This is a genomic window from Acutalibacter muris, assembly GCF_002201475.1.
GTDB classification, from domain to species: domain Bacteria; phylum Bacillota; class Clostridia; order Oscillospirales; family Acutalibacteraceae; genus Acutalibacter; species Acutalibacter muris.
The window spans coordinates 3,232,323-3,252,098 of record NZ_CP021422.1; the positions used below are offsets into that span (position 1 = coordinate 3,232,323).

Annotated in this window: 21 protein-coding genes; 11 read left to right on the forward strand and 10 right to left on the reverse strand. The window is 51.8% G+C overall.

The window, feature by feature from the left end; translation table 11 throughout:
• Positions 1-159 precede the first annotated feature (159 nt).
• The gene (locus tag ADH66_RS16450; protein WP_066538618.1) at positions 160-2,184 is read right to left on the reverse strand and encodes an ABC transporter substrate-binding protein; all 2,025 of its coding nucleotides are present in this window, start codon (positions 2,182-2,184) and stop codon (positions 160-162) included.
• Positions 2,185-2,825: 641 nt separating this feature from the next.
• Here ADH66_RS16450 and ADH66_RS16455 point away from each other — a divergent pair.
• The 4 genes from ADH66_RS16455 to ADH66_RS16470 are packed head-to-tail and all read left to right on the forward strand — an operon-like array spanning position 2,826 to position 6,728.
• On the forward strand, positions 2,826-4,088 hold the full coding sequence (locus ADH66_RS16455) for a prolyl oligopeptidase family serine peptidase (RefSeq protein WP_066538617.1): 1,263 nt from the start codon (positions 2,826-2,828) through the stop codon (positions 4,086-4,088).
• 19 nt (positions 4,089-4,107) lie between these two features.
• Positions 4,108-5,085, forward strand: coding sequence for an alpha/beta hydrolase (locus ADH66_RS16460; protein ID WP_066538616.1), 978 nt, complete (start codon positions 4,108-4,110; stop codon positions 5,083-5,085).
• Positions 5,086-5,098: 13 nt separating this feature from the next.
• Positions 5,099-6,145 carry an acyltransferase family protein gene (locus tag ADH66_RS16465; protein ID WP_066538614.1) on the forward strand — a complete coding sequence of 349 codons (1,047 nt, stop codon included), beginning with the start codon at positions 5,099-5,101 and terminating at the stop codon, positions 6,143-6,145.
• Positions 6,138-6,728: a hypothetical protein gene (locus ADH66_RS16470; RefSeq protein WP_066538610.1), complete on the forward strand. Its 591-nt coding sequence runs from the start codon at positions 6,138-6,140 to the stop codon at positions 6,726-6,728. The genes ADH66_RS16465 and ADH66_RS16470 overlap by 8 nt, the downstream gene beginning before the upstream one ends.
• A gap of 15 nt (positions 6,729-6,743) precedes the next feature.
• Here the strand turns inward: ADH66_RS16470 and ADH66_RS16475 are convergent, their stop codons facing one another.
• The 6 genes from ADH66_RS16475 to ADH66_RS16500 form a co-directional block, all read right to left on the reverse strand.
• On the reverse strand, positions 6,744-7,124 hold the full coding sequence (locus ADH66_RS16475) for a sigma-70 family RNA polymerase sigma factor (RefSeq protein ID WP_236757087.1): 381 nt from the start codon (positions 7,122-7,124) through the stop codon (positions 6,744-6,746).
• Positions 7,108-8,796 carry a recombinase family protein gene (locus ADH66_RS16480; protein WP_066538605.1) on the reverse strand — a complete coding sequence of 563 codons (1,689 nt, stop codon included), beginning with the start codon at positions 8,794-8,796 and terminating at the stop codon, positions 7,108-7,110. Before ADH66_RS16480 ends, ADH66_RS16475 begins: the two co-directional genes overlap by 17 nt.
• 220 nt (positions 8,797-9,016) lie before the next feature.
• Positions 9,017-9,358: a hypothetical protein gene (locus ADH66_RS16485; protein WP_066538600.1), complete on the reverse strand. Its 342-nt coding sequence runs from the start codon at positions 9,356-9,358 to the stop codon at positions 9,017-9,019.
• Positions 9,339-11,366: a hypothetical protein gene (locus ADH66_RS16490; RefSeq protein ID WP_066538598.1), complete on the reverse strand. Its 2,028-nt coding sequence runs from the start codon at positions 11,364-11,366 to the stop codon at positions 9,339-9,341. Before ADH66_RS16490 ends, ADH66_RS16485 begins: the two co-directional genes overlap by 20 nt.
• The gene (locus tag ADH66_RS16495) at positions 11,363-12,517 is read right to left on the reverse strand and encodes an HNH endonuclease family protein (protein ID WP_066538596.1); all 1,155 of its coding nucleotides are present in this window, start codon (positions 12,515-12,517) and stop codon (positions 11,363-11,365) included. The genes ADH66_RS16490 and ADH66_RS16495 overlap by 4 nt, the downstream gene beginning before the upstream one ends.
• Positions 12,518-12,853 carry an adenine-specific methyltransferase EcoRI family protein gene (locus tag ADH66_RS16500; protein ID WP_084384411.1) on the reverse strand — a complete coding sequence of 112 codons (336 nt, stop codon included), beginning with the start codon at positions 12,851-12,853 and terminating at the stop codon, positions 12,518-12,520.
• Here ADH66_RS16500 and ADH66_RS16505 point away from each other — a divergent pair.
• Positions 12,847-13,299 carry a winged helix-turn-helix domain-containing protein gene (locus ADH66_RS16505; protein WP_084384410.1) on the forward strand — a complete coding sequence of 151 codons (453 nt, stop codon included), beginning with the start codon at positions 12,847-12,849 and terminating at the stop codon, positions 13,297-13,299. The two genes, ADH66_RS16500 and ADH66_RS16505, sit on opposite strands and share 7 nt — an antisense overlap.
• Before the next feature lie 57 nt (positions 13,300-13,356).
• Positions 13,357-13,890 carry an IS630 family transposase gene (locus tag ADH66_RS16510; RefSeq protein ID WP_157767175.1) on the forward strand — a complete coding sequence of 178 codons (534 nt, stop codon included), beginning with the start codon at positions 13,357-13,359 and terminating at the stop codon, positions 13,888-13,890.
• Here ADH66_RS16510 and ADH66_RS16515 read toward each other — a convergent pair.
• Both ADH66_RS16515 and ADH66_RS16520 read right to left on the reverse strand, forming a co-directional pair.
• The gene (locus ADH66_RS16515; protein WP_066538594.1) at positions 13,805-14,623 is read right to left on the reverse strand and encodes an adenine-specific methyltransferase EcoRI family protein; all 819 of its coding nucleotides are present in this window, start codon (positions 14,621-14,623) and stop codon (positions 13,805-13,807) included. The genes ADH66_RS16510 and ADH66_RS16515 overlap by 86 nt on opposite strands.
• 371 nt (positions 14,624-14,994) lie before the next feature.
• Positions 14,995-15,603: a helix-turn-helix domain-containing protein gene (locus ADH66_RS16520; RefSeq protein WP_066538593.1), complete on the reverse strand. Its 609-nt coding sequence runs from the start codon at positions 15,601-15,603 to the stop codon at positions 14,995-14,997.
• Positions 15,604-15,711: 108 nt separating this feature from the next.
• Here ADH66_RS16520 and ADH66_RS16525 point away from each other — a divergent pair, with 108 nt between their 5' ends.
• The 3 genes from ADH66_RS16525 (at position 15,712) to ADH66_RS16535 (ending at position 17,974) form a co-directional block, all read left to right on the forward strand.
• Positions 15,712-15,909: a hypothetical protein gene (locus ADH66_RS16525; protein WP_066538591.1), complete on the forward strand. Its 198-nt coding sequence runs from the start codon at positions 15,712-15,714 to the stop codon at positions 15,907-15,909.
• Positions 15,906-17,339: a DNA primase family protein gene (locus ADH66_RS16530; protein WP_066538585.1), complete on the forward strand. Its 1,434-nt coding sequence runs from the start codon at positions 15,906-15,908 to the stop codon at positions 17,337-17,339. The genes ADH66_RS16525 and ADH66_RS16530 overlap by 4 nt, the downstream gene beginning before the upstream one ends.
• 311 nt (positions 17,340-17,650) lie before the next feature.
• Positions 17,651-17,974, forward strand: a complete 324-nt coding sequence (locus ADH66_RS16535; protein WP_157130654.1) for a plasmid mobilization protein — start codon at positions 17,651-17,653, stop codon at positions 17,972-17,974.
• Positions 17,975-18,293: 319 nt separating this feature from the next.
• Here ADH66_RS16535 and ADH66_RS16545 read toward each other — a convergent pair whose 3' ends face one another.
• Complete coding sequence (locus tag ADH66_RS16545; protein WP_066538582.1) at positions 18,294-18,932, reverse strand: zeta toxin family protein; 639 nt, start codon at positions 18,930-18,932, stop codon at positions 18,294-18,296.
• Positions 18,933-19,175: 243 nt separating this feature from the next.
• Here ADH66_RS16545 and ADH66_RS16550 point away from each other — a divergent pair, with 243 nt between their 5' ends.
• Both ADH66_RS16550 and ADH66_RS16555 read left to right on the forward strand, forming a co-directional pair.
• Complete coding sequence (locus ADH66_RS16550) at positions 19,176-19,430, forward strand: type II toxin-antitoxin system prevent-host-death family antitoxin (protein ID WP_066538581.1); 255 nt, start codon at positions 19,176-19,178, stop codon at positions 19,428-19,430.
• Positions 19,423-19,758 carry a type II toxin-antitoxin system RelE/ParE family toxin gene (locus ADH66_RS16555; RefSeq protein ID WP_066538580.1) on the forward strand — a complete coding sequence of 112 codons (336 nt, stop codon included), beginning with the start codon at positions 19,423-19,425 and terminating at the stop codon, positions 19,756-19,758. Before ADH66_RS16550 ends, ADH66_RS16555 begins: the two co-directional genes overlap by 8 nt.
• Positions 19,759-19,776 lie beyond the last annotated feature (18 nt).

A 19,776-nucleotide genomic window follows, 5' to 3' on the forward strand; every position in this document is an offset into this window, starting at 1 on the left:
ATGTGTTAATTGAGCAAAAAAACTGACACAGAATTTAAGTATAAAAAGGGAGAGACGCAACAGAAGAAGGTTCGCGCCTCTCCCCTAAACTTATGCTACTTCAGGCATTTGGCTGTGAAGCCCTCCTGCCCTTTAATTTTCCTTTTGGGATACCGCTCCTTAGCCAACCGCCTTCAGATGGGGCAGGATGTACTTGAAGCAGCTCCACCACCACCAGGGGCCGTTGTAGGGATCATCCGCGCAGGGATAGCCGGTCCAGTAGGTGTCATTGGTGGGAACGAACTTAACGCCGGAATGGAAGCCGATCATGACGCAGTCCTCAATAGCTATCTTCATGAAGTCCTGGGCCAGCTGATAGGCCTCGTCACTGTCGGGAGAGATCTTGGAGAGGTCCTGGATGATCTTGGAGGCCTCTTCATTGTCCCAGCGCATACCCTGGCCGGAGCCGGTCTCGCCCAGGGGCTTGATAAGGGCGTTGTCATAGCCGGAGATCTGAGAGTAGATGTCCTTGGTGATGCCGCCAGTGGGCCAGTAAGCGCCAATGTCAAACTCGCCGGTGCCGCCGTTGGTGTCCCAGGTAGCGGAGCTCTCAGAGACCAGGGTGCAGTCAAAGCCCAGAGCCTTCCACTGGTTATAGGCAGCCTGGCCGCCGCGGCCGGCCTGGAACTCGCCGGAGGACAGGTAGGACACGTTGAACTTGAAGGGCTCGCCGTTGAACATCCAGGTGTCGCCCTCCTTGGTCACGCCGGCCAAGGCCAGCAGCTTGGTGGCGGCCTCCTCGTCGTGCTTCCAGCAGCCGATGCCGAACATATCCTCAAGGGTAGCCTCGTCGGTGGGAATGTCGCGGCCCTGGGCGCGCAGGGTCTCCGCCATGCGGTTCTTATACTCGGGATCGAAGGGCTTGAACTTGGTGCCGTCGCCCAGATCCAGCTCGAAGTCGGTGACCCACTCCTTCAGGGGCTGATAGTACAGCTCGGTCATGGCAGTGGTGGCCGTCAGGATCGGGAAGCAGGAGGCGCGGCCGATACCCTCAAAGACGTTCATGGATATCTGGTCGAAGTCCAGCATAAGGGTCATGCCCCAGCGGAAGTTGGGGTCGTTATAGGGAGCGCCCTTGCCCATGGAGAACACCAAGCCCTTGGAGCAGGGGTCGTCAGAGGTAGCGTAGGGGAAGTCGGCGTACCAGGCCTTGACCTTGTCGTTCTGGGCCATCATGGCCTCCAGAACCTCGGGGGTGACCTCACAGAGCACGTCGATCTCGTTGTTGATCATGGCCATCTGCTTGGTGGACTCGTCGTCGCCCAGGGTGCGGAACCATACCCACGCCGGAGGCGCGTCGGTGTTGCCGTAGACCTCTTTATTCACAACGCCCAGGGTGGACTGCTCCCAGTCCTCGCGGCGCTGATAGAGCACCCATGCGCCGTTGGGGTCGTAGGAATGTACAGTGTAGGGGCCGGCCACTACGGGCTGCTCGTCCTTAAAGGTGTACACGTCGGCCTGCTGGCTGTAGATATGCTCGGGAACGATGCGCAGGTCGTTGCCCCAGATGGTAACGCCAAAGCGCTGAGTCAGCCTGGGGAAGGGCTCGTTGGTCACGATCTTGACGGTGGTAGCGTCCACAGCCTCGATGGACTTGAAGACCTGCTTGTAGTAGGAGCTGGCGCCGATGGAGTCGGTGTCCTTTATCATATTCATGGTGAAGGCCACGTCCTCAGCGTTCAGGTCCTCGCCGTCGGACCACTTGATGCCCTCGCGGATCTTAATGGTCCACTCGGTGAAGTCCTCGTTGGGGGTGCCCATGTCGGCGGCCACCTCGGGGAACTGCTCGCCCTTAACGGTGTCCATCTCCCACATCATAGCGGACATGAGCTGATGGATGCCGATGCCGGCGGAGGTGCCGTTCATGTAGGTGTTGAACTGGCCGGGGCAGTCCGTAGCGCTCTGGAACTCAACTATCAGGGTCTCGCTGCGGGGGGTGCCCACCTCGGTCATAGCGCCGTCGCCGGTGCTTACCTGGGAGCTCTCAGGAGCGCTCTCGGAGCTGTCGCCGCCAGTGCTGCTCTCGGGGGTGCTGGCGGAGCTGTCGCCGCCGGCGGTGCTGCTGTTATTCTCGCCGCCGCAGGCCGCGAAAACGGATACCAGCATAACGGCCGCCAGTAAAAGTGCGATTAACTTTTTACGCATTATAAAATGCCTCCTCTGGAAAATTGCGCGGGATATTGAATTTGGAATATGAGCTCCTTCCTCAAGGCGCACCCGCAGGCGCCGCTTTTTGGGGAGGAACCCTTTGGTGCAAGCCGCAGGTCCCACATCGTCAAGGCACTATTGTGTATATCCAACGGATATACACAATATAGAAAGGGTACCCTTTCTATGAGATTATTCAAAACGCCCGGCTAATGAGCCCGCGCGGCTTTTCACCGCAAAGAAATTAGGAAAAGCTCTCCGGCTCACCTCCTTCACAAGCAGTATAGTATGTAGACTCTGCTGTTCAGCTCTTATCTCCCGGTAAACCGCCCCTAAAGGGCTGCGCGGGTTTTCGTCCTTTAAAGAGCCGCTCCCGGGCCGGTTATTCTTTGGATACAACAAACATAGTATCCAAAAACCTGCCTCGGTCAGCTTTGGGTCGTAGTCATTATACCATAACGAAATGGCAATGTCAACCAGTTTTATATGCTTTTTTGATAATATGGCAGGTAACTGTGCACAGACTTATCAGTGCATCTATACTGTTATAGACCCCTCCGCCCGATTATATAGCACATCTCTTGACACCCGCCCGTTTAAGCGATATAATTAAAAAAACGCATAAAGGAGCGAATATAATGAGCAAAGGTTACTACACCCACACCCGCGTCACCGATTTTGGCCCATATGTCACAAAAATCGTCCTGCCCCTGCCCGCCCCTGTCAGGGCCGTCTGCCCAGAGAGCTTTTCCGTGTACGTCCGGCGCCTGGACGAGAGAGGGGAACTTCTCCTGCTGCCGAAGTCCTGGATGGCCGTGGACGACAAGGAGGAGAGCCGGGGGTATATCCCGGTAAAGAAAGCCTATCCCTCGGACCTGTCCGGCGAACCCATGGAGTCCGGGGACTGCGTGGCCCTGGAGCTTGCCTATGGCCCCTTACACCAGCTGGCCTCCCGCATCTCCGCCCCCAAGGGGCTGAACGTCTTCGTAAATATGCGCTTTACTATAACCCAGACCGGGCCCCTGGAGACCTCAGAGGGCGCTGTCACCGGCCTTGTGTACGACTATCCCTTAGGCGAAAGCTGCCCCTGCTCCAAGGGCTGGATAAACGATACCTCGCGCACGGCAGAGCCCCTGAACTACGGCTACTACCTCCCCCAGACCGTGGAGCCCGGCCCCCGGCCCCTTATTATCTGGCTGCACGGCGCGGGGGAGGGCGGCGTTGACCCCTCCGTTGCCTACATGGGCAATAAGGTGGTGGCCCTGAGCTCCCCGAAGATACAGGCGTACTTCGGCGGGGCCTACGTCCTAGCCCCCCAGACCCCCACCTTCTGGATGAACGACGGCAGCGGCGAATACGGCCGCACAGGTAAGAGTATGTACTCCAAGGCCCTTATGGACTGCATAGAGGACTTCGTCTCCCGCAACGAGAACATCGACCGGGACCGCATATACATCGGCGGCGACAGCAACGGCGGCTTCATGACCATGCGTATGTTCCTTGACCACCCGGACTACTTCGCGGCGGCCTTCCCGGTGTGCGAGGCCCTGTATGACGAGACCATCACCGACGAGGATATTGCGGGCATAAAGGACAAGGCCCTCTGGTTTACCCACGCGAAAAACGACCCGGTGGTAAAGCCCTCCGAGACCGTGGAGCCCACCTATAAGCGCCTGATAGCCGCCGGGGCAAAGAACGTGCACTTCACCTACTGGGACAATATAAAGGATATACACGAGGGCTTTAAGGACCAGGAGGGAAACCCCTTCGAGTACATCGGCCACTTTGCCTGGATACCCCTGCTGAACGACGACTGCACCCTGGACTATGACGGCAGGCCCGTGACTATAGACGGAGAGCCCGTGACCCTCTTGCAGTGGCTCTCAAGACAGAAAAAGTAAGCCCCCGAAAGGAGCAGATATGCAAAAACGGACTCATAAAATCTATGCCCCCGGCGAGTACAATTATTCCCTCTCCGCCGGCTTTACCCCCTTCCTCGTCAGCTATATCCACACCGATCCCGCCCCGCACCCCGCCTTGCTGGTGACGCCCGGCGGCGGCTACTGCTTCGTGGCCCCCAGCGAGGCCGAGCCGGTGGCCCTGGAGTTCTATAATTCCGGCTATAACGCCTTCGTGCTCACCTATACCGTGAACCCCCTCTGCCTGGAGCCCCTTCTCCTGCAGCCCTTAAACGACCTGTCCAGGGCCGTGCGGTACATAAGAAAGAACGCCGCCGAGTTTCATATAGACCCTGAAAAGCTGGCCGTATGCGGGTTCTCTGCCGGCGGGCATCTCAGCGCCAGCCTGTGCGTCCACTGGCAGGACGTGGAGGATCCCTCTCCGAAGTATGCGGGCATTTCAAACCGCCCGAACGCCGCCCTACTCAGCTACCCGGTGATAACCTCCGGCGAGCACGCCCACCGGGGCTCCTTCGACGCGCTTTTGGGCCGTGAGCCCGACCCGGGTATGCTGCACTACATGAGCCTTGAGACCCAGGTGACGGACAAAGCTCCCCCCTGCTTCCTATGGCAGACCGCCGAGGACGACGCGGTGCCTGTGGAGAACAGCTATCTCTTTGCGGGGGCCTGCAAGGCGGCTAGGGTGCCCTTTGCCCACCACGTGTTCACCAGCGGCCAGCACGGCCTGGCCCTGGCAAATGACGCGTGGCTGAGAAACGACCACGGCGATACCTACACCCTGGCGCCCATAACCGCTCTGCGGGATAAGCTGAAAGCCGACAGCATAGAGGCTGCGCCCGCCGACGCGCTGGACGGCTTCTTCGCCCCGCCCGGGGAGCCCGACCCGGAGTATCAGAAAAAGCTCCGCCGGGACTGTGAAATCGCCCGGGTATGGCCGGAGCTTGCCAAGGCTTGGCTCTCCGCCCAGATGGATATTTGAACAAGGTAAGGTGATGAAAATGGATGCCCAGCTCAGGCAGCGCAACCATACCATAGACCTCCTGCGTCTTGCCGCGGCCTTCTCAATAATCTGCCTGCACAATTTCAGCGGCTCCGGGGTGGCAGGGGCCGAGGAGACCGTGGCCCTCTGCCGCTTTGCCGTGCCCTTATTCTTCATGTTCTCCGGCTACTTCGCGGCGGGCTTTGACAATAAGCGTAAGCTCCGGCAGTTTCTACGTATCCTCATATGGGCGGTGCTGGGAAACCTTATGTACCTTGCAAGGGAGCTCCTGCCCCAGCAGAACGCCTACGCCGCCCGAATGCGGCTTTCCCAGATATTCCCCCCAGGGTCCTGGAGGAACCTTCTACTCTTTAACGAGTCCCCCATCAGCGCCCATCTTTGGTTTCTTGGGGCCTTCGCCTATGTGCTGCTGCTGGACCTTTTGCTGGGGTGGCTTTTCGATAAGCTCCCCCGGTGGACCAGGTGGTGTATTACGCTGGCCCTTATGCTGGGCGGGCTTACAACATACCAGCTCCTGACCCGGGACCCCGGCGTTGACTTCCAGCTCTACCACTACCGCAATTTCCTGCTTTTCGGCCTGCCCTTCTTCCTTTCGGGCAAGCTGATACGCACCGGCTCTTTCGCCAGGATAAAGAAGATATCCTGGTGGGGCTGTTTGCCGCTGGTCTTTCTGGCGGAAAGGCTGGCGGTTCTGGAATACGGCTCCCTGGGCCCGTGGGAACTGTACATGGGCTCTATACTGACCGCCTTCCTCCTAATACACCTAGCCTTGAACCACCCGCTCTATAATGCCCCGAAGCCGGTTCGGGTTCTGTCCTGGCTGGGCCGGGAGACCACCCTGGCGGTGTATCTCCTGCACATCTTCTTTTTGGACTTCCTCCGGGGGCTGTATTGGCAGCATATGCAGTGGCAGTATGAGTTCGGCATATACCACCTGGTACCCCTGGGAGTCTTCGCCCTGTCCCTGGCCGTGGGCGCGGTCCTGGCCCTGGGCCGGGCGGGGGTCAGAAAGCTCCTGTCAAAGAGAGCCCATGCTTGAGCTCAGAGAGACCGTCCACACTTTGGAGCGCACCCGGGACATTGAGGACCAGATAGCGCTGCTCCAGCGGCTCAACGACCTGCTCCTGACCCGCTTCTGCGTAAGGCTTGGGGAGGACATCATGCTGCTGCCTCTATGGGTGGAAGCGTACTATTACCACCCCGGCAGGTTCGAGGACGCAAGCGCCCACCGCAGCCCCCGGCAGAAGGACCGCTTCGGGCGGCTGTATATACACTCCAAGGGCTATGGCGGCGCAGATATCTGCCTGTCCATGGGGGAGTATTACCTGTCGTGCCTTTTGAAATACTCCCTGATAAACGGCGAGTTCCTGTCCCAGCTGGGCCTTCGGGACTTCCTGAAGGAGCTCTGTGCCAAGGACCCGGAGCTCGGCGGCCGCATGGTGCTCTCCCCGCTGCCCGATGAGCTCCGTGACCACCGCCCTGTTTTCCACTCCCCCCGGAGGGGCCTTGGGGAGGGGAAATTCCGCTGGGCAAGGCTCGCGTCCCTTAAAGGGGTGGGCGAGTACCCCTTCAGATACGAGCAGGGCTTCGGAAAAACCCGACTCTTAAACGAACGGCAATAAAGGGGCATATACTCTTTAGCCCTCCCCCTCTCCGGCTTCAAAACGTGCCCTCAGCTTCTGGAGGGCGCGTTTCTCTATCCTGGATACATAGGACCGGGAGATGCCCAGCTTTCCCGCCACCTCCCGCTGGGGCAGAGGCTTGCGGCCGCCAAGGCCGTAGCGCATACAGATAACGCTGCGCTCTCGTGGCTCCAGGGTGGGGAGATAGTCATAAAGCTTCTCGCTTTTCATGCGAACATCAAGGTCGTCGATAACGGTATCATCCACGGCCATCGTATCCATAAGGGTCAGGGCGTTGCCGTCCTTATCTGAGTCAATGGGCTCGTTGATAGACACGTCCTGGGCGGTTTTTTTGCCGGAACGGAAGAACATGAGGATTTCATTTGCTATCCTCACTTGACTGCGACAAATCTGGGATAGTGGTATAGCCCACGTCCCCCTCTGCGCCGAACAGCACCACATGGGCGGCGTCCCCGTCCCAGACTACCTTTTGCACTACTGTACGGATAGCGGCGCGCTTTTCCTCAACAGACAGCAGATCAATAGTAGTGCGGAAACTGGACAGCATTTGGACGAGTATGTCAAATTCTTCGGCACTCAACTCATTTTGAGCGGTCAGGCCCTCCAGCTCGGTTATCCGGGTTTGGAGGGTCTCCTGCTGCCCGCTCAACTCGTCTATGCGTTTGGCTACCTGGTTCTTGGCGGCGGTACTGTCCAGTTCCGCAAGAGAATCCACCAGAGCGGTGAGCTTGGTTTCTACGTCCGCACACTTTTTGCGTAGACCGGCTAACCGCTCGTCATAGCCGGTACGATCGCCGGAATAAAAGCTCTTGCTCTTTTCAAGCTGCTCCACAAACGCCGCCTTGTCCTCGGTCAGCCCCTTTATCTCCTCAAGAACAGCGGCGTCCAGCCGGTTGCCGCTGACGTTTTTCTGGGCGCACTGACTCCCCTGGCTGTGCTCCTTGCACTTGCAGACGTAGCTGTATACCAGCTGGCCCTCTTTGTTCAGCCGCTTGCTGACCTTTGGGTACATCCGGCTGCCGCAGGAGCAGAACAGCAGGCCGGTAAGCAGCGCCTGGTTGCTCCGGGGCTTGCGGTAGGATTTGGAGCGGTTCTGCTCCAGGCTCTCCTGCACCTTCACCCACTCCCGGCCTGGTATCAGGCCCTCATGCTGGCCCACGGTGACGATCCACTCATTGACCGGCAGGTAGACCGTGGCCCGGCCCTTTTCCTGGTCGGTGCGGTTGTAGGCGAGAATACCGTGGGTGCTGTCAAAGTCGGCGGGAGAGGAGCACAGCTCGGCCTCGTTTTCTGTGAAATATTGGTATGCTTCCTGGTCGGCCAGTAGATAGACAGGGTTTTGCAGGATATTCCTGACAGCAAATCGGGTGAAGTCCCGGCCCGTCTTGGTCTTGATATTCTGGCGGCGAAGCTCGGCCTCGGTTTTGGAGAGGGAGTCAGTCTGGGCATAGAGCGAGTAAATCTTCCTGACCAGCTCGCCCTCCTCCGGCAGGAGCTTCAGCTTGCAGGACTTGCGGCTCTTGCCGTCCACGGTGATAGTTTGTACACTCTCAGAACAGTAGCCGGTGGGGGTGTTGCCCCCCAGCCAGCGGCCGGTCTTGGCCAGCTCGTGCATGTTGTCCCGGATGCGCTCGGCGATGGTTTCCCGCTCCAGCTGGGAGAACACGGAGGCGATGTACATCATGGCCCGGCCCATGGGGCTGCCCGTGTCGAACTGCTCCCGGATGGAGATGAACGCCACATTCAGGCGGCTCAGTTCTTCGATGAGGGTAGAGAAATCGCTGATGTTGCGGCTGATGCGGTCCAGGCGGTAGACCACGATGGAGCTGATCTCATGGTTCCGGGCGGCGCTCAGCATCTGCTGGAAGGCCGGGCGGTTCAGGTTGCCGCCGGAGAAGCCTTCGTCCTCAAAGATGAGGGCGGTGCGGGCGGCTTCTTTGCCGGAGTGCAGTGCGATGTATTCCCGGCAAAGGTCGATTTGGTTGGCCGTACTTTCGCCTTTGCCGGTGAATTTGGATTTGCGGGAGTAGATGGCGGTGGGTTTCATGGGAGACTCCTTTATGATATAAGTTTGATTGTAGTATATCATAAAGTCTTGCCAGAGTAAATACCCGTAAAATTATTTTTCCTAGCTTTAGATAAAGCAAGAATAGTCTGTACTTTACTGTACCGACTATCCTTGCATTAATTTTATTTTGATAAATAATGCACCAATGTATACAGAATTCTCAAATTATCTAATAAATTAGTGCATTGCACCAGAAAAACTAATCGATAGTAGCTAACCATGTCTTTTGCTTTGTTTCTTCTTTTTGAAGTTCAACCTTATATTTATCCATTGCTGCTTTGTATATGCTTATGCTTTCATCTTTGAATCTTGCCTTGTTATCTATAAGGCTGTTCAATTTTGAGCAGAGATTTCGGTAAATAATTCGATGAGCAGCGTTCTGTAAGTTGTTCTCATCATATGGGTCTATTTCTACTTCTGAAGATAGAACTAAATCCAATAGCTTTAGTAAATCTTCTTTTGTAAGCTGATCTAAGGAAATCTTATTGCTTTCATCAAGCGCATAGTACCCTTTCCCATTTTCAATTAGAAGACATTTCATAAGTTACTCTCCTTTCATTATACGCAGGCTCACCGGCCTCAAGGCAATCTAACAGTACGTCATGTTTTGCAATTGTTTCACCACAAAGATCACACAAATCCGTGCTTGTTGGAAATCCTCCAAAGATTTGATAAGTGACATGACCATCATCTTGAAGCTTTTTTCGAGTGTACAAAATATAATCAGGCTTAATAGAAGCACCAATCGTATTATTGTGTGTAGCTACAATAACTGGTGTGGTTCTAGATATATCCTTAATTAACGAATTAACATCACTCTTTAAAAATAGATTATCAAACGATGACTCAGGTTCATCCAAAAGTAAAATATCATACTGTGTTGCATCTGAAAGTTGTTCTAACAAATTATATTCCGATCGTTCTCCGCCCGAAGCACGAAAGCCATGTCTGTTTCTTACTTCATATTTTATGTTAACAAAATACTTATAATATTCAGAAACTGATAGCTCAGGTTTGTTTTTCAGACAGCACAAAAACTTGTACGGCGTATCATACTGCTCAAATGCATCAGAAAACGCAACTACTTTCCCACTTTGATTTTTCATCTCTAAAGCACCTGTATATGGGAGAGCCGTAGCTACTACCTTAAAAGAACGCAATTCTTTCGTATAAATGACTTTTTCGTTCTTAACTGCTTGAGCAATAGAAATGTATTTCTGAATTTTTACTTTTTTGAGCATCAAATCATAGAAATCAATTTCTGGAATCGGTGTAGTAGCAGTACGAACTTTTAGTTGTGATTTGATGTCATCCAATGCCTCATTAACGTACTCCCTTTTCAGAAGCAACTCTTTCTCTTCGGCATACTGTTCCATAAGTGCAATGGCCAACTCAATCAGTTTGGATCGGTCAATGAACCGACCAATAATCGCCTCATATTCTTTGTTTGCAATTACTGTGTTTACTGCTTCAATAAGCTTGACTAAGGAGTTAAGATCTGGAGTATCAAAATGGGACTCGGTAAATAGTCTTGTTTTAGAAAATACATCTTGTCGGTCCGCTTCAGAGGCAGATTTATGCAGAGCACTTATATAAGCTTCCAACAAGCTGTTATCTTGCTCCAAGCTGATAGCACGTACATCTTCAACTACATCTCGAAATGGTCGCAGGTACTCTTCCGCGATGGTTTCAGAGCGATTTCTTAATAACTTCTCAAAGTTCTTTTCGTCAATACTTGCGTCTGCTGCCAATAGCGAGAACTGCCTAATATATTTATGATTACTAATATTATTGGCAAGTTCATCTAGTGTATGAGTTTTTCCAGAAGACCTCTCCCCCAAAAGAACCGTCAACCCGGTCGATATTTTAAGTCCATTGCTTAGTACATCTATAAGTTGATGTCCTTCATCATCGGATAAAGCAACTTTTGTTTTATCGGTAAAAGCTTGTTTCAAAGATGAAATTGATATGGAATCAACATCAACATAAGTGCATTTTGAGGGAAACTGAGTAACACCACTTGCAATTCTAAAATCACTAAAAAGGACAGGGGTAAGCTTGTCGGTTGTCTTTTTATAAGTTTGAAACTTTTTTGGACTGGAAACCTCGCCGCACACCACTTGACCTTGCAGCGATACAACATTTTCCATGTCTAATATAGGTTCTTTATCATAATGGGGAATCAAAAGATATTTGTTGAGAGTGGGAAAAATCTCGTTAAATTGAGCAGCGGATACAAAATCAGTTGCGGTGGATATTAATGAGCTTATTTTATCACATCGCGAAGAAAAGTCTGAAATATCTCCTGGAGAAGCAATAACTAAAAGGTGCCCTCTCTCAAGGTCGATTTCAATTCCAGGAAAAACAGGAATTGAAACTTCTGAACATATTTCATTATATTGTGCTATATCAAGCTGGTTGTGATTTGTGATTGCTATTGCATCCAGAGATAATTCAGAAATGTACCTAGTCAATATAGATAAGTCAAATTCGAATGGTTTATCGCTAACGGTATGGACCGTATGAATATGTAGATCTAACTTCTTCATATATCACTTTTCCTCCGATTACACTCCCTGCACCTCATCTTACAATTCTCAGGCACTGTTTTCCCGCCCTGGCTCCAAGGCGTGATGTGGTCAGCTTCCATCTCTTCAAACTCATAATGTGCATTTTCTTTTCCCGCGGCCTGACAATCCGGGCATATGCCGCCCTGCCGTTCGTATGCCGCGCGCTTCTGGGCCTCGGTAAACGCCCGCAGGCTCAGGTGCTTTTCCTCGCCGGTTAGGATGTATGTATAAACACCTTTCTTACTTGTGACCTCATCATCCATCATCAGCTCTTTGATTTGCCGTTCTAACGCATCCGGGTCTAACTCTGCGTCCATAAACTGATTATAGAGCAGTCCCCACTCAAGGCCCTTCATCTCCCTGCGCCTAACCGGGAAAATCGCCTCCACCCACTCAATCACCCGGCGGAAGTAAAGCCAAATCTGGTTGGCATTCTCGTCCTGCTGGTGTAATGCCATGTATTCCTCAATAGACCTCAGGCCATCCCTGGCGGCAATCCACTCAATGGCTTTTTCCAGATACTCCTGACGGATAGGCGAACCACTCATATAGTCCTTAGCAATACGATAAGCGGTACAGTTTGGCTTGGAAAAGTGAAGTTTCGCATCAGCAAGCCAAGGGCCGGTATAGGAGGTGTTCCTTAATTCCTGCGCTGAAAGCACCTTACCCGCGATATTGATAATTTTGAACCAGTCCAGCACCTCAGAGGGCGTTCCATCACAGACGTAAATGTCCAAAACATAGTCCAACATACGCTCTTTCTGATCTTCTGGCAGATTAAAGAAATACAGGTTGTCCACCGAAAAGCATTGCTCATAACTCTGACGGTCGAACTCATTACTGGCCGCCGCATAGTGGCAAATGGAGATGGTGCGTTGCTGACCGTCCATCAACTCATAACGGCCATCAGCAGTTTTTGCCCAGTACATCACATTGAGGGGGAACTGTTTCTTTATAGAGCGGATAACCTCATCCCGGTCTTTGTCAGGGTATATGTATTCGCGCTGGTAAGCCGGGCGCACGTCCAGCCTGCCGCCATAGGCAACAACGCCCTCAATACCATCAGGGCCCTTTTCTTCATAGCCGTCAATCAGTTCTTTGATTGTCACTTGGATGCGGTCAATATTCATCTATTCTTCACCTAGCCTTTTGGGATTTTTGTTGCGTATGAGGACTCGATTGTATATCTTTTTTCCATTGATGATTGTATAGCACTCATAGCCAAGCCAACGAGCGGAATTTGCTATACCCAATAATTCAAATTGGTCGGAACACCATTTATCTAGGATGGTAATAGGAACGCCCATGATGCCTGAGTAATCACAGGGAATGTCAGCCGTCTTATCTACATTGATAATCTCATAGTTGTCGTAACATGGATATTCTTTAGGAGAATATCTTTTATTATTCCTGAAAAACGACCTAGAAAAAAGCAGTAGAAAGTGGTAAAATAGAGAGTATGGAATACATAGATTTACGAAAACTGAAAAGTGGAGAACTCAAGCAGATACGCCGGCAGGTCGTACGCCTCAAAAAGATGGGGAAAACCGGGAAAGAAATAGAGGAATTAACCGGAGTACGGCAGTGTCGCGCCAGCGAAATATGGACGGCATATAAGCGAGAGGGAGACAAAGCGCTGGAACCGAAGAAACACGGATTCCAGAAGGGGACGCATCTGCTTCTGACACCGGAGGAGCAGGCGGAAATACGGGAAACGATTGTTACCCGCCGCCCAGAGGAATTCGGCATTCCTGGGAGTCTGTGGACGCTGAAGAAAGTGTGTGCATACGTCTGGAAAAGGTATCGGAAAAAGATCTCGGACGGCAGTGTGTCGGATTATATGCGGCGCTGGGGCTTGACGTGCCAGCGTCCGGTCAAGCGTGCCCGGAAACAGAATCCTTCCCGTATCTAAAGGTGGCGGGAGGAAGAATATCCGGCCATCGACCAGCGGGCCAAGGCAGAAAATGCCGTGATTTACTGGGGAGACGAGACTGGAATCGACAACTGCTCGAACTGTGAGCGCGGGTTTGCACCCAAAGGACAGCCTCCTGTTCTGTCGGTGGAAACGAAAAGAGAGAGGCTGAATATGCTTTCCGCCCTGAGCAGGCAGGGGGACGTTCGCTTTATGATGTACGAGGATTCCATGAACCAGCAGCGCCTGATCCAATTTATGGACCGGTTGATTCGGACCTCCAACCAAAAGGTTTTCCTGATTTTGGACAACTTAAAGGTGCACCACGGGAAGAAAGCCGCAGCCTGGCTGGACAAGCATCGGGATAAAATCGAGCTGTTCTTTCTGCCGCCCTATGCTCCCGAGAGCAATCCGGACGAATATCTCAATCACGCGCTGAAACTTTCGGTCCATTCTGGCGACTTACCTCGGACCATATACGATATCCGCCATAAAACTACTTCCTTCATGCGAACATTACAACATTCTCCTGATAAGGTCTCCGCTTTCTTTCAACATAATCAGATTTCCTATATTCTTGTTCGGGGGTAATATATAAATCCAGAGGCTGATGGCGTACTGATATATCAAGATTAGTAAACCAACAGCAATTCCCCATTCTTCGCCATTTCGTGCCGTCATCATCTTTACGAAAATCGGTGTTCTTCTCTTCATAATAATCAGGAACTCGAAACCAAAAATGACCTGCTCGATTTCCTAACCACATTTCGTTAGATTTGAAATAGCGAAAAACTTCTTTCATTGTAACATGATTTGTGTTGCCTAAGATAATAAACTTTTTCCCACTATCTGCCACTAAAGGAATATACTCTTTCATCAGAGAGAAAGGCGGATTCGTCACCACAATGTCGCACTCTTTAAGCAGGGCTAAACATTCCGGCGAGCGGAAGTCCCCGTTACCCTCTAGTGGGGTTTTTACATAGTCGGGCATACCAATTTGATCATCATTATCGCTGCTGACAATCTCAAATTTGTAGCTGGGTTTCTCTGCCTCATAGTGGGTGGTGATCAGCTTCTTGATACCAAGCTGCGTAAAATTAAGCTGGAAGTAGCGGAAAAAATTGCTGGTGTAACCTCCCAGGCCATCGCCAAAATGATCCTGCCCATCCTCCCCAATGGCCGGATCATCTGCATTGCAGAAGATAATTTTATCCCGGAAATACTTACGGTAGTGGCGCAGCTCATCTTCAATGGTGGAGAGCTGTGTGTAGAACTCATCCGTCTTTCCCGCTCGGGACATATGCAGATTGCTGTTTCCGGGCATTGACTCGACCTCCTTTAGACACAAACCGCACTATATATTGGAAATTATACCATATTCGCAGAGATATTTCAACCTTACAATGACAATTTGAGGAAAAATGAACTTATAGACACAAAATATTGTGTGCGGACGGTCATGGACAAAATGTCCGTGACCACTTTGCAGCGGCGTGGCCGAAAGCGTTTTTCCCACGTTGTTTTCTGGTCACAGGCAAAATGCACGCCTCCATCCCGCAGAATCAAAACGTCATATTATCGCTTGGTCAGCGAATTTTTGACGTTGACCAGATTGCTTACCGCAACGTGGCGGAAATGATTTCCGCCACGTTCTAAAACCGACAAAATGGCGTTTTTAGTTTGGCAGAGAAAAGCTCAGTCTGTACTTTGTTCTATTTTCAAAGTTTCACGGATTTGCTCGGTGATACTTTTCTTTTCCCCTACTATTTCGGTTTCCCAGGCCTGAATGATATTTTCCAGCTCGGTTGTGGCGACAAGGTGCTCAATGAAAACAGAATTTATCCATTTGGTCTTTGTTTCCCGGTCTGCCTGCGTTCTCTCAGCATCCCGCTGTCCTTCTAGGCTATATCGATATTTCAACAAGCTTCTCATAACTTCGTGAAACTTTTCAGCAGCAAAGAGGGCATCTAGTGTGCCAGGATAGTCCGCCGCAAACTGTCCCAATTCTCGTAGGAATACCACACATTCCTCGCTCATGTTCAGGAACTTGCACACTCCCGCCATATCCATATCAAAGCTCTTAGCCCCGCCCTGCCGCCCCACCAGCCAATCGCAGGACACATCGAAGTACTCGGCAATTTGCAACAGCTTGTCAGCGTTCGGCTGCCCTATACCCATGGTGTATTGGCTAACTGCCTGTCGTGATATACCCAGCTCTCTTGCAACCGCTGTGATGGTAGTGGGCTTTTCTTCAATTAGCTGTCTGAGCCGAGTAGGGAATATGTCATTATATTTGTCTGACAAGAAATCTACCTCCTTTTGCAGTGCACGATTTTCTTGCGATTTTGCAAATGCAGAAAGAAATATTGACTTTGCCTTTTCCTTGCTCTATACTGAGTATAGCAAGAAATAATGCCACTGTCAAGTGGTTATTACAAAGGAGGAATTTCTATAGCAGAAACAAAAACCATTCAAGAGCTGGCGCGAGAAGCCCAGCGAGAGTACCAGCGCCAGTGGCGCAGGAAGAACCCCGATAAGGTGAGGGAGATGAACCGCCGCTATTGGGAGAAAAAGGCCTGGGAGAAAGCAAAAGAGGGGGTGAAGCGATGACAAATTTCTCTAACTGTCTGGTTAAATTTGCTCCTGAAGCTAACTCCCGATACACAACGACCGACATTGGCAACAGCAATCTGTTCGCCGATTATTACCGCGACGTCGCCCGCTACGTCCCCGAGCGGAAGATGTGGTACATCTTCACTGGTAAAATGTGGGAGCCGGACATTGGCAATCTCCAGGCCATGGAGTTATGCAAAAGGTTGGCTGACGAGCTGGTAATTTACGCATTGTCCCTCCCCGATGGACGTGACCGTAACGAGTACCGCAAAGCCGTGGAGCGTTGGCAAATCCGCCACTACAGGGAGATAATCCTAAAAGATGCGATGAGTATTTACCCAGTAAAGCTCAGTGATTTTGACAACAAACCCTACCTGTTAAACTGCATAAATGGTACGCTGGATTTGCAAACGAGAGCGTTCCATGAGCACAACCCAGCCGATATGCTGGCAACCATTTCGGGGGTAAAGTATGACCCGGAGGCCCGTTCGGCACTGTGGGAGCGCACTATCCAGGACGTTATGCAAGGTGATATCGACCTTGCTACCTACCTGCAAAAGGCCCTGGGCTACGGCCTGACTGGGGACACCAGCGAGGAGTGTTTCTTTCTGCTCTACGGCCCCACCACCCGCAACGGCAAGGGCACCGTGATGGAAACCTATATGAAAATGCTGGGCGGTTATGGCAAAACAGCGCGGCCAGAAACCATAGCCCTGCGCCAAAACTACAACGCCAGCGGCCCCTCTGAGGACATAGCGAAGCTGGCCAGAGCGCGGGCCGTGAACATCTCCGAGCCGGACAAACAGATGGTTTTGAGCTCCGCTTTGGTGAAAACTTTGACCGGAAACGACACCATGAGCGCCCGCTTCCTTAACGAAAACAGCTTTGAGTTCAAGCCGCAATTCAAACTCTTCATCAACACAAATCACTTGCCAAAGGCCAACGACGTGACGATTTTCAGCTCTGGGAGAGTGAAAGTGTTGCCATTTAACCGCCACTTTGAACCGGAAGAGCAGGATAAAACTCTCAAAAGACAGCTGGAAAAGGAACTGTCGGGCGTGCTGAACTGGTGCTTAGATGGGCTGTGGCTCATGCAGGAAACAGGGTTTGAGCCGCCGGAATCGGTGCTGAATGCCACTGCTCAGTACCAGCATGACAGCGACAAGCTGACTCGCTTTGTGGAGGAAATGCTCACGCCAGCCCCCGATGGTGAAGTCAGAACCGAAGATGTTTACCGCGAATACCGGGACTGGTGTACGCAAAACGGGCAGTATGCAGACGCTTATCCCACATTCAAACAGGGTATGGAAGGGTACGCGCAAATAAGGAAAAAGCGTCCAAAGGGAGCCGGAAAATCTGTTAATCCAACGGCCATGTTCTGTGGTGTACAGCTTAAAGTGGGCACCGCTTTCCAACCGCAAACCTGACGGTGTTCCAAGTGTTCCAGGCTAAAACATTACCTCCTATGCGAGAGCAAATATATTTACCCCTATGTTCCGTTGGAACACCTGGAACACATGAAAATTTGACCCTTGAAAACAGCCCCGCAGGGGCTAAATTCTGAAACCGAGTTTTTACGAGGTTTTAGAATGAGCCAGCATCGCATTTGTCCCGACACCCGTGCGGACACGTGTGCGGACAATGCAGCTTGGACAGGGAGAACCCTGTGACCCCTTATATTTAGAGTTATAACATAATAGAAAGGATGATTTTTATAGGCAATCAAAAGAAATTTGACATGAGGATGACCGAGCAGGATTACAAGCGGCTTACCCGCAAAGCGCACAAGTGCGGGCTAACCAGGTCCGGCTACATCCGCCAACTCATCCACGGCTACAACCCCCGCGAGGCCCCGCCCGCTGATTACTATGGCATGACCCGCGAGCTAAAAGAAATAGGCAACAACATGAACCAGATTGCGTTCATGGCTAACGCCACCGGCCTTGTGGACAAGGGAAAATATTATGAGGAGGTAATACGCCTGCGGGACGCCCTGCGGAGAATTGAGCAGGCGGTTACTGGAGTGAAAGATGCTCCAGTTGACTTCGATGAAGAAAGTTAAGGCACGGCACCATGAGCAAGCATATTGTACAAGCTCCCAACCATATGAGTAAGTGAATCGGAGGTGCTGCCTTTGCCCAAGAGCCAACCTTTCAAGATCGTCATGCACTACCCCCAGACCGAAGATGGAATACGCCAGTTGTCCCGGCGTGTAGCCCAGGCCCACGCGGACGCGGTGATACATAAAGTCAACGGTACGCGGGGTTCTGTTAGAGAAAGAATTGAGTTGATGAAAGCTGTGAACAACGCCGCGAAGAGGGAGCGTGCAAGTCCCGCCACTGATGAACTAAGTCGCTGACGCAGTTAAAATAAACTTAAAACTAAACTAAAAACATTATCAAAAATGATTGACAAACAAAAACACGGATAGGAGAAAAGCTGTCCATGAAAAGTTTAATATCGCGACTTAATGCGTAAAAGTCCCAGAGAGTGTTTCTCTCCGGGACTTTTGCTTTATAAAAAACCATTAACTCTTTCAGCCACTCCGGCGGGCTCTGAGAGATAGCCAGCAGCTCCCCATTCTCATACCGGGCCACCTCCATAAAGCCGTTGCCATTGTCAAAGAACCTAGCCTCGTCGCAGTAGGGCAGCACCTTTACAAGGGCCTCAAACCGCCCCGCATACCGCCGCTCCACGTCCCGCTGGGGGATATTGTGCCCGCCCTTTTTGACGCGGTTCTCAATGCGCGAAAGGCTCTCCTCAAGGCTATCCAGACCGATATAGTACAGCCGGATGGTATAGCCCAGCTCCTTTGCCTGCCGGATGGTGCGCTCCGTTCTGGCCCCGGCCAGGGTGGTCTCCTGGGTGAAGTTCAAGCCCTTCCCCAGGCACTCGTTCATTTTCTCGACTGGCGGGTGCTCTAAAATATGGCCTAAATCGTTTCGTACTGCTTGTAGTATTCCGAGCAGACTGGATTTTCCGCATCCGTTTACCCCGCCGATGATGGTGTATAGTTTCACAGTGTGTTCCTCCGATGGTTCTGCTTAACTTCATTATACCACATCCTTCCCCGGATAGAAAGAAAAATACTTCGCTGTAAAATTCGCGGTTGAATTTCTCGGCAAAATGGTGTATACTTTACGAAGTGAAGTGTGCAAAGCCACTTCACTCTCGAAAAGTATACTTTTTGAAAGATAGCGGCTTCACACGCTCGTCTTTCATAAAGTATACTATTACTTACTACAACAAAGGAGCTGAATCTTATGCCGAACATCAAGCCTATCTCTGACCTGAGAAACTACACCGAGGTCCTGCGGGACGTGGACGTGGGCGCGCCGGTCTTCCTGACCCGCAACGGCCGGGGCAAGTACGCCATTCTGGACATGGCCGACTATGAGAAGCTACAAGCCTCTATCTGGCTGATGAACGAGCTGGAAAAGGGGCGGCGCTCCGGCGAGGAAAAGGGCTGGCTGAGCATTGAGGAAGTGGAAAGGAGCCTGGGGATTGCCGATGACTAAACTTCACATATCCGATGATGCGCGGGCCGATATGGCCGAAATCAAGGCCTATATTTCCGAGGGGCTGGGCAACCCCCAGGCAGCTAGATCCACCGCTAAGAAAATCACCCAGCGCATCCGCCAGCTTCAGGACTTCCCGCTCATGGGACCGCCGCTGAACTCCATTGTGGCCCTTGAGAGCGAGTACCGCTTTCTGGTTTCCGGCAACTACCTGATTTTTTACCGGGCGGAAGGGAACGACGTGTACGTTGACCGAGTTTTCTACGGCCGCCGGAACTATCCCGAGCTGCTCTTTGGAGCCGCCGGTCTTTCAGAAGATGAAGAATAAGAACTGCCCGGGGGTGTT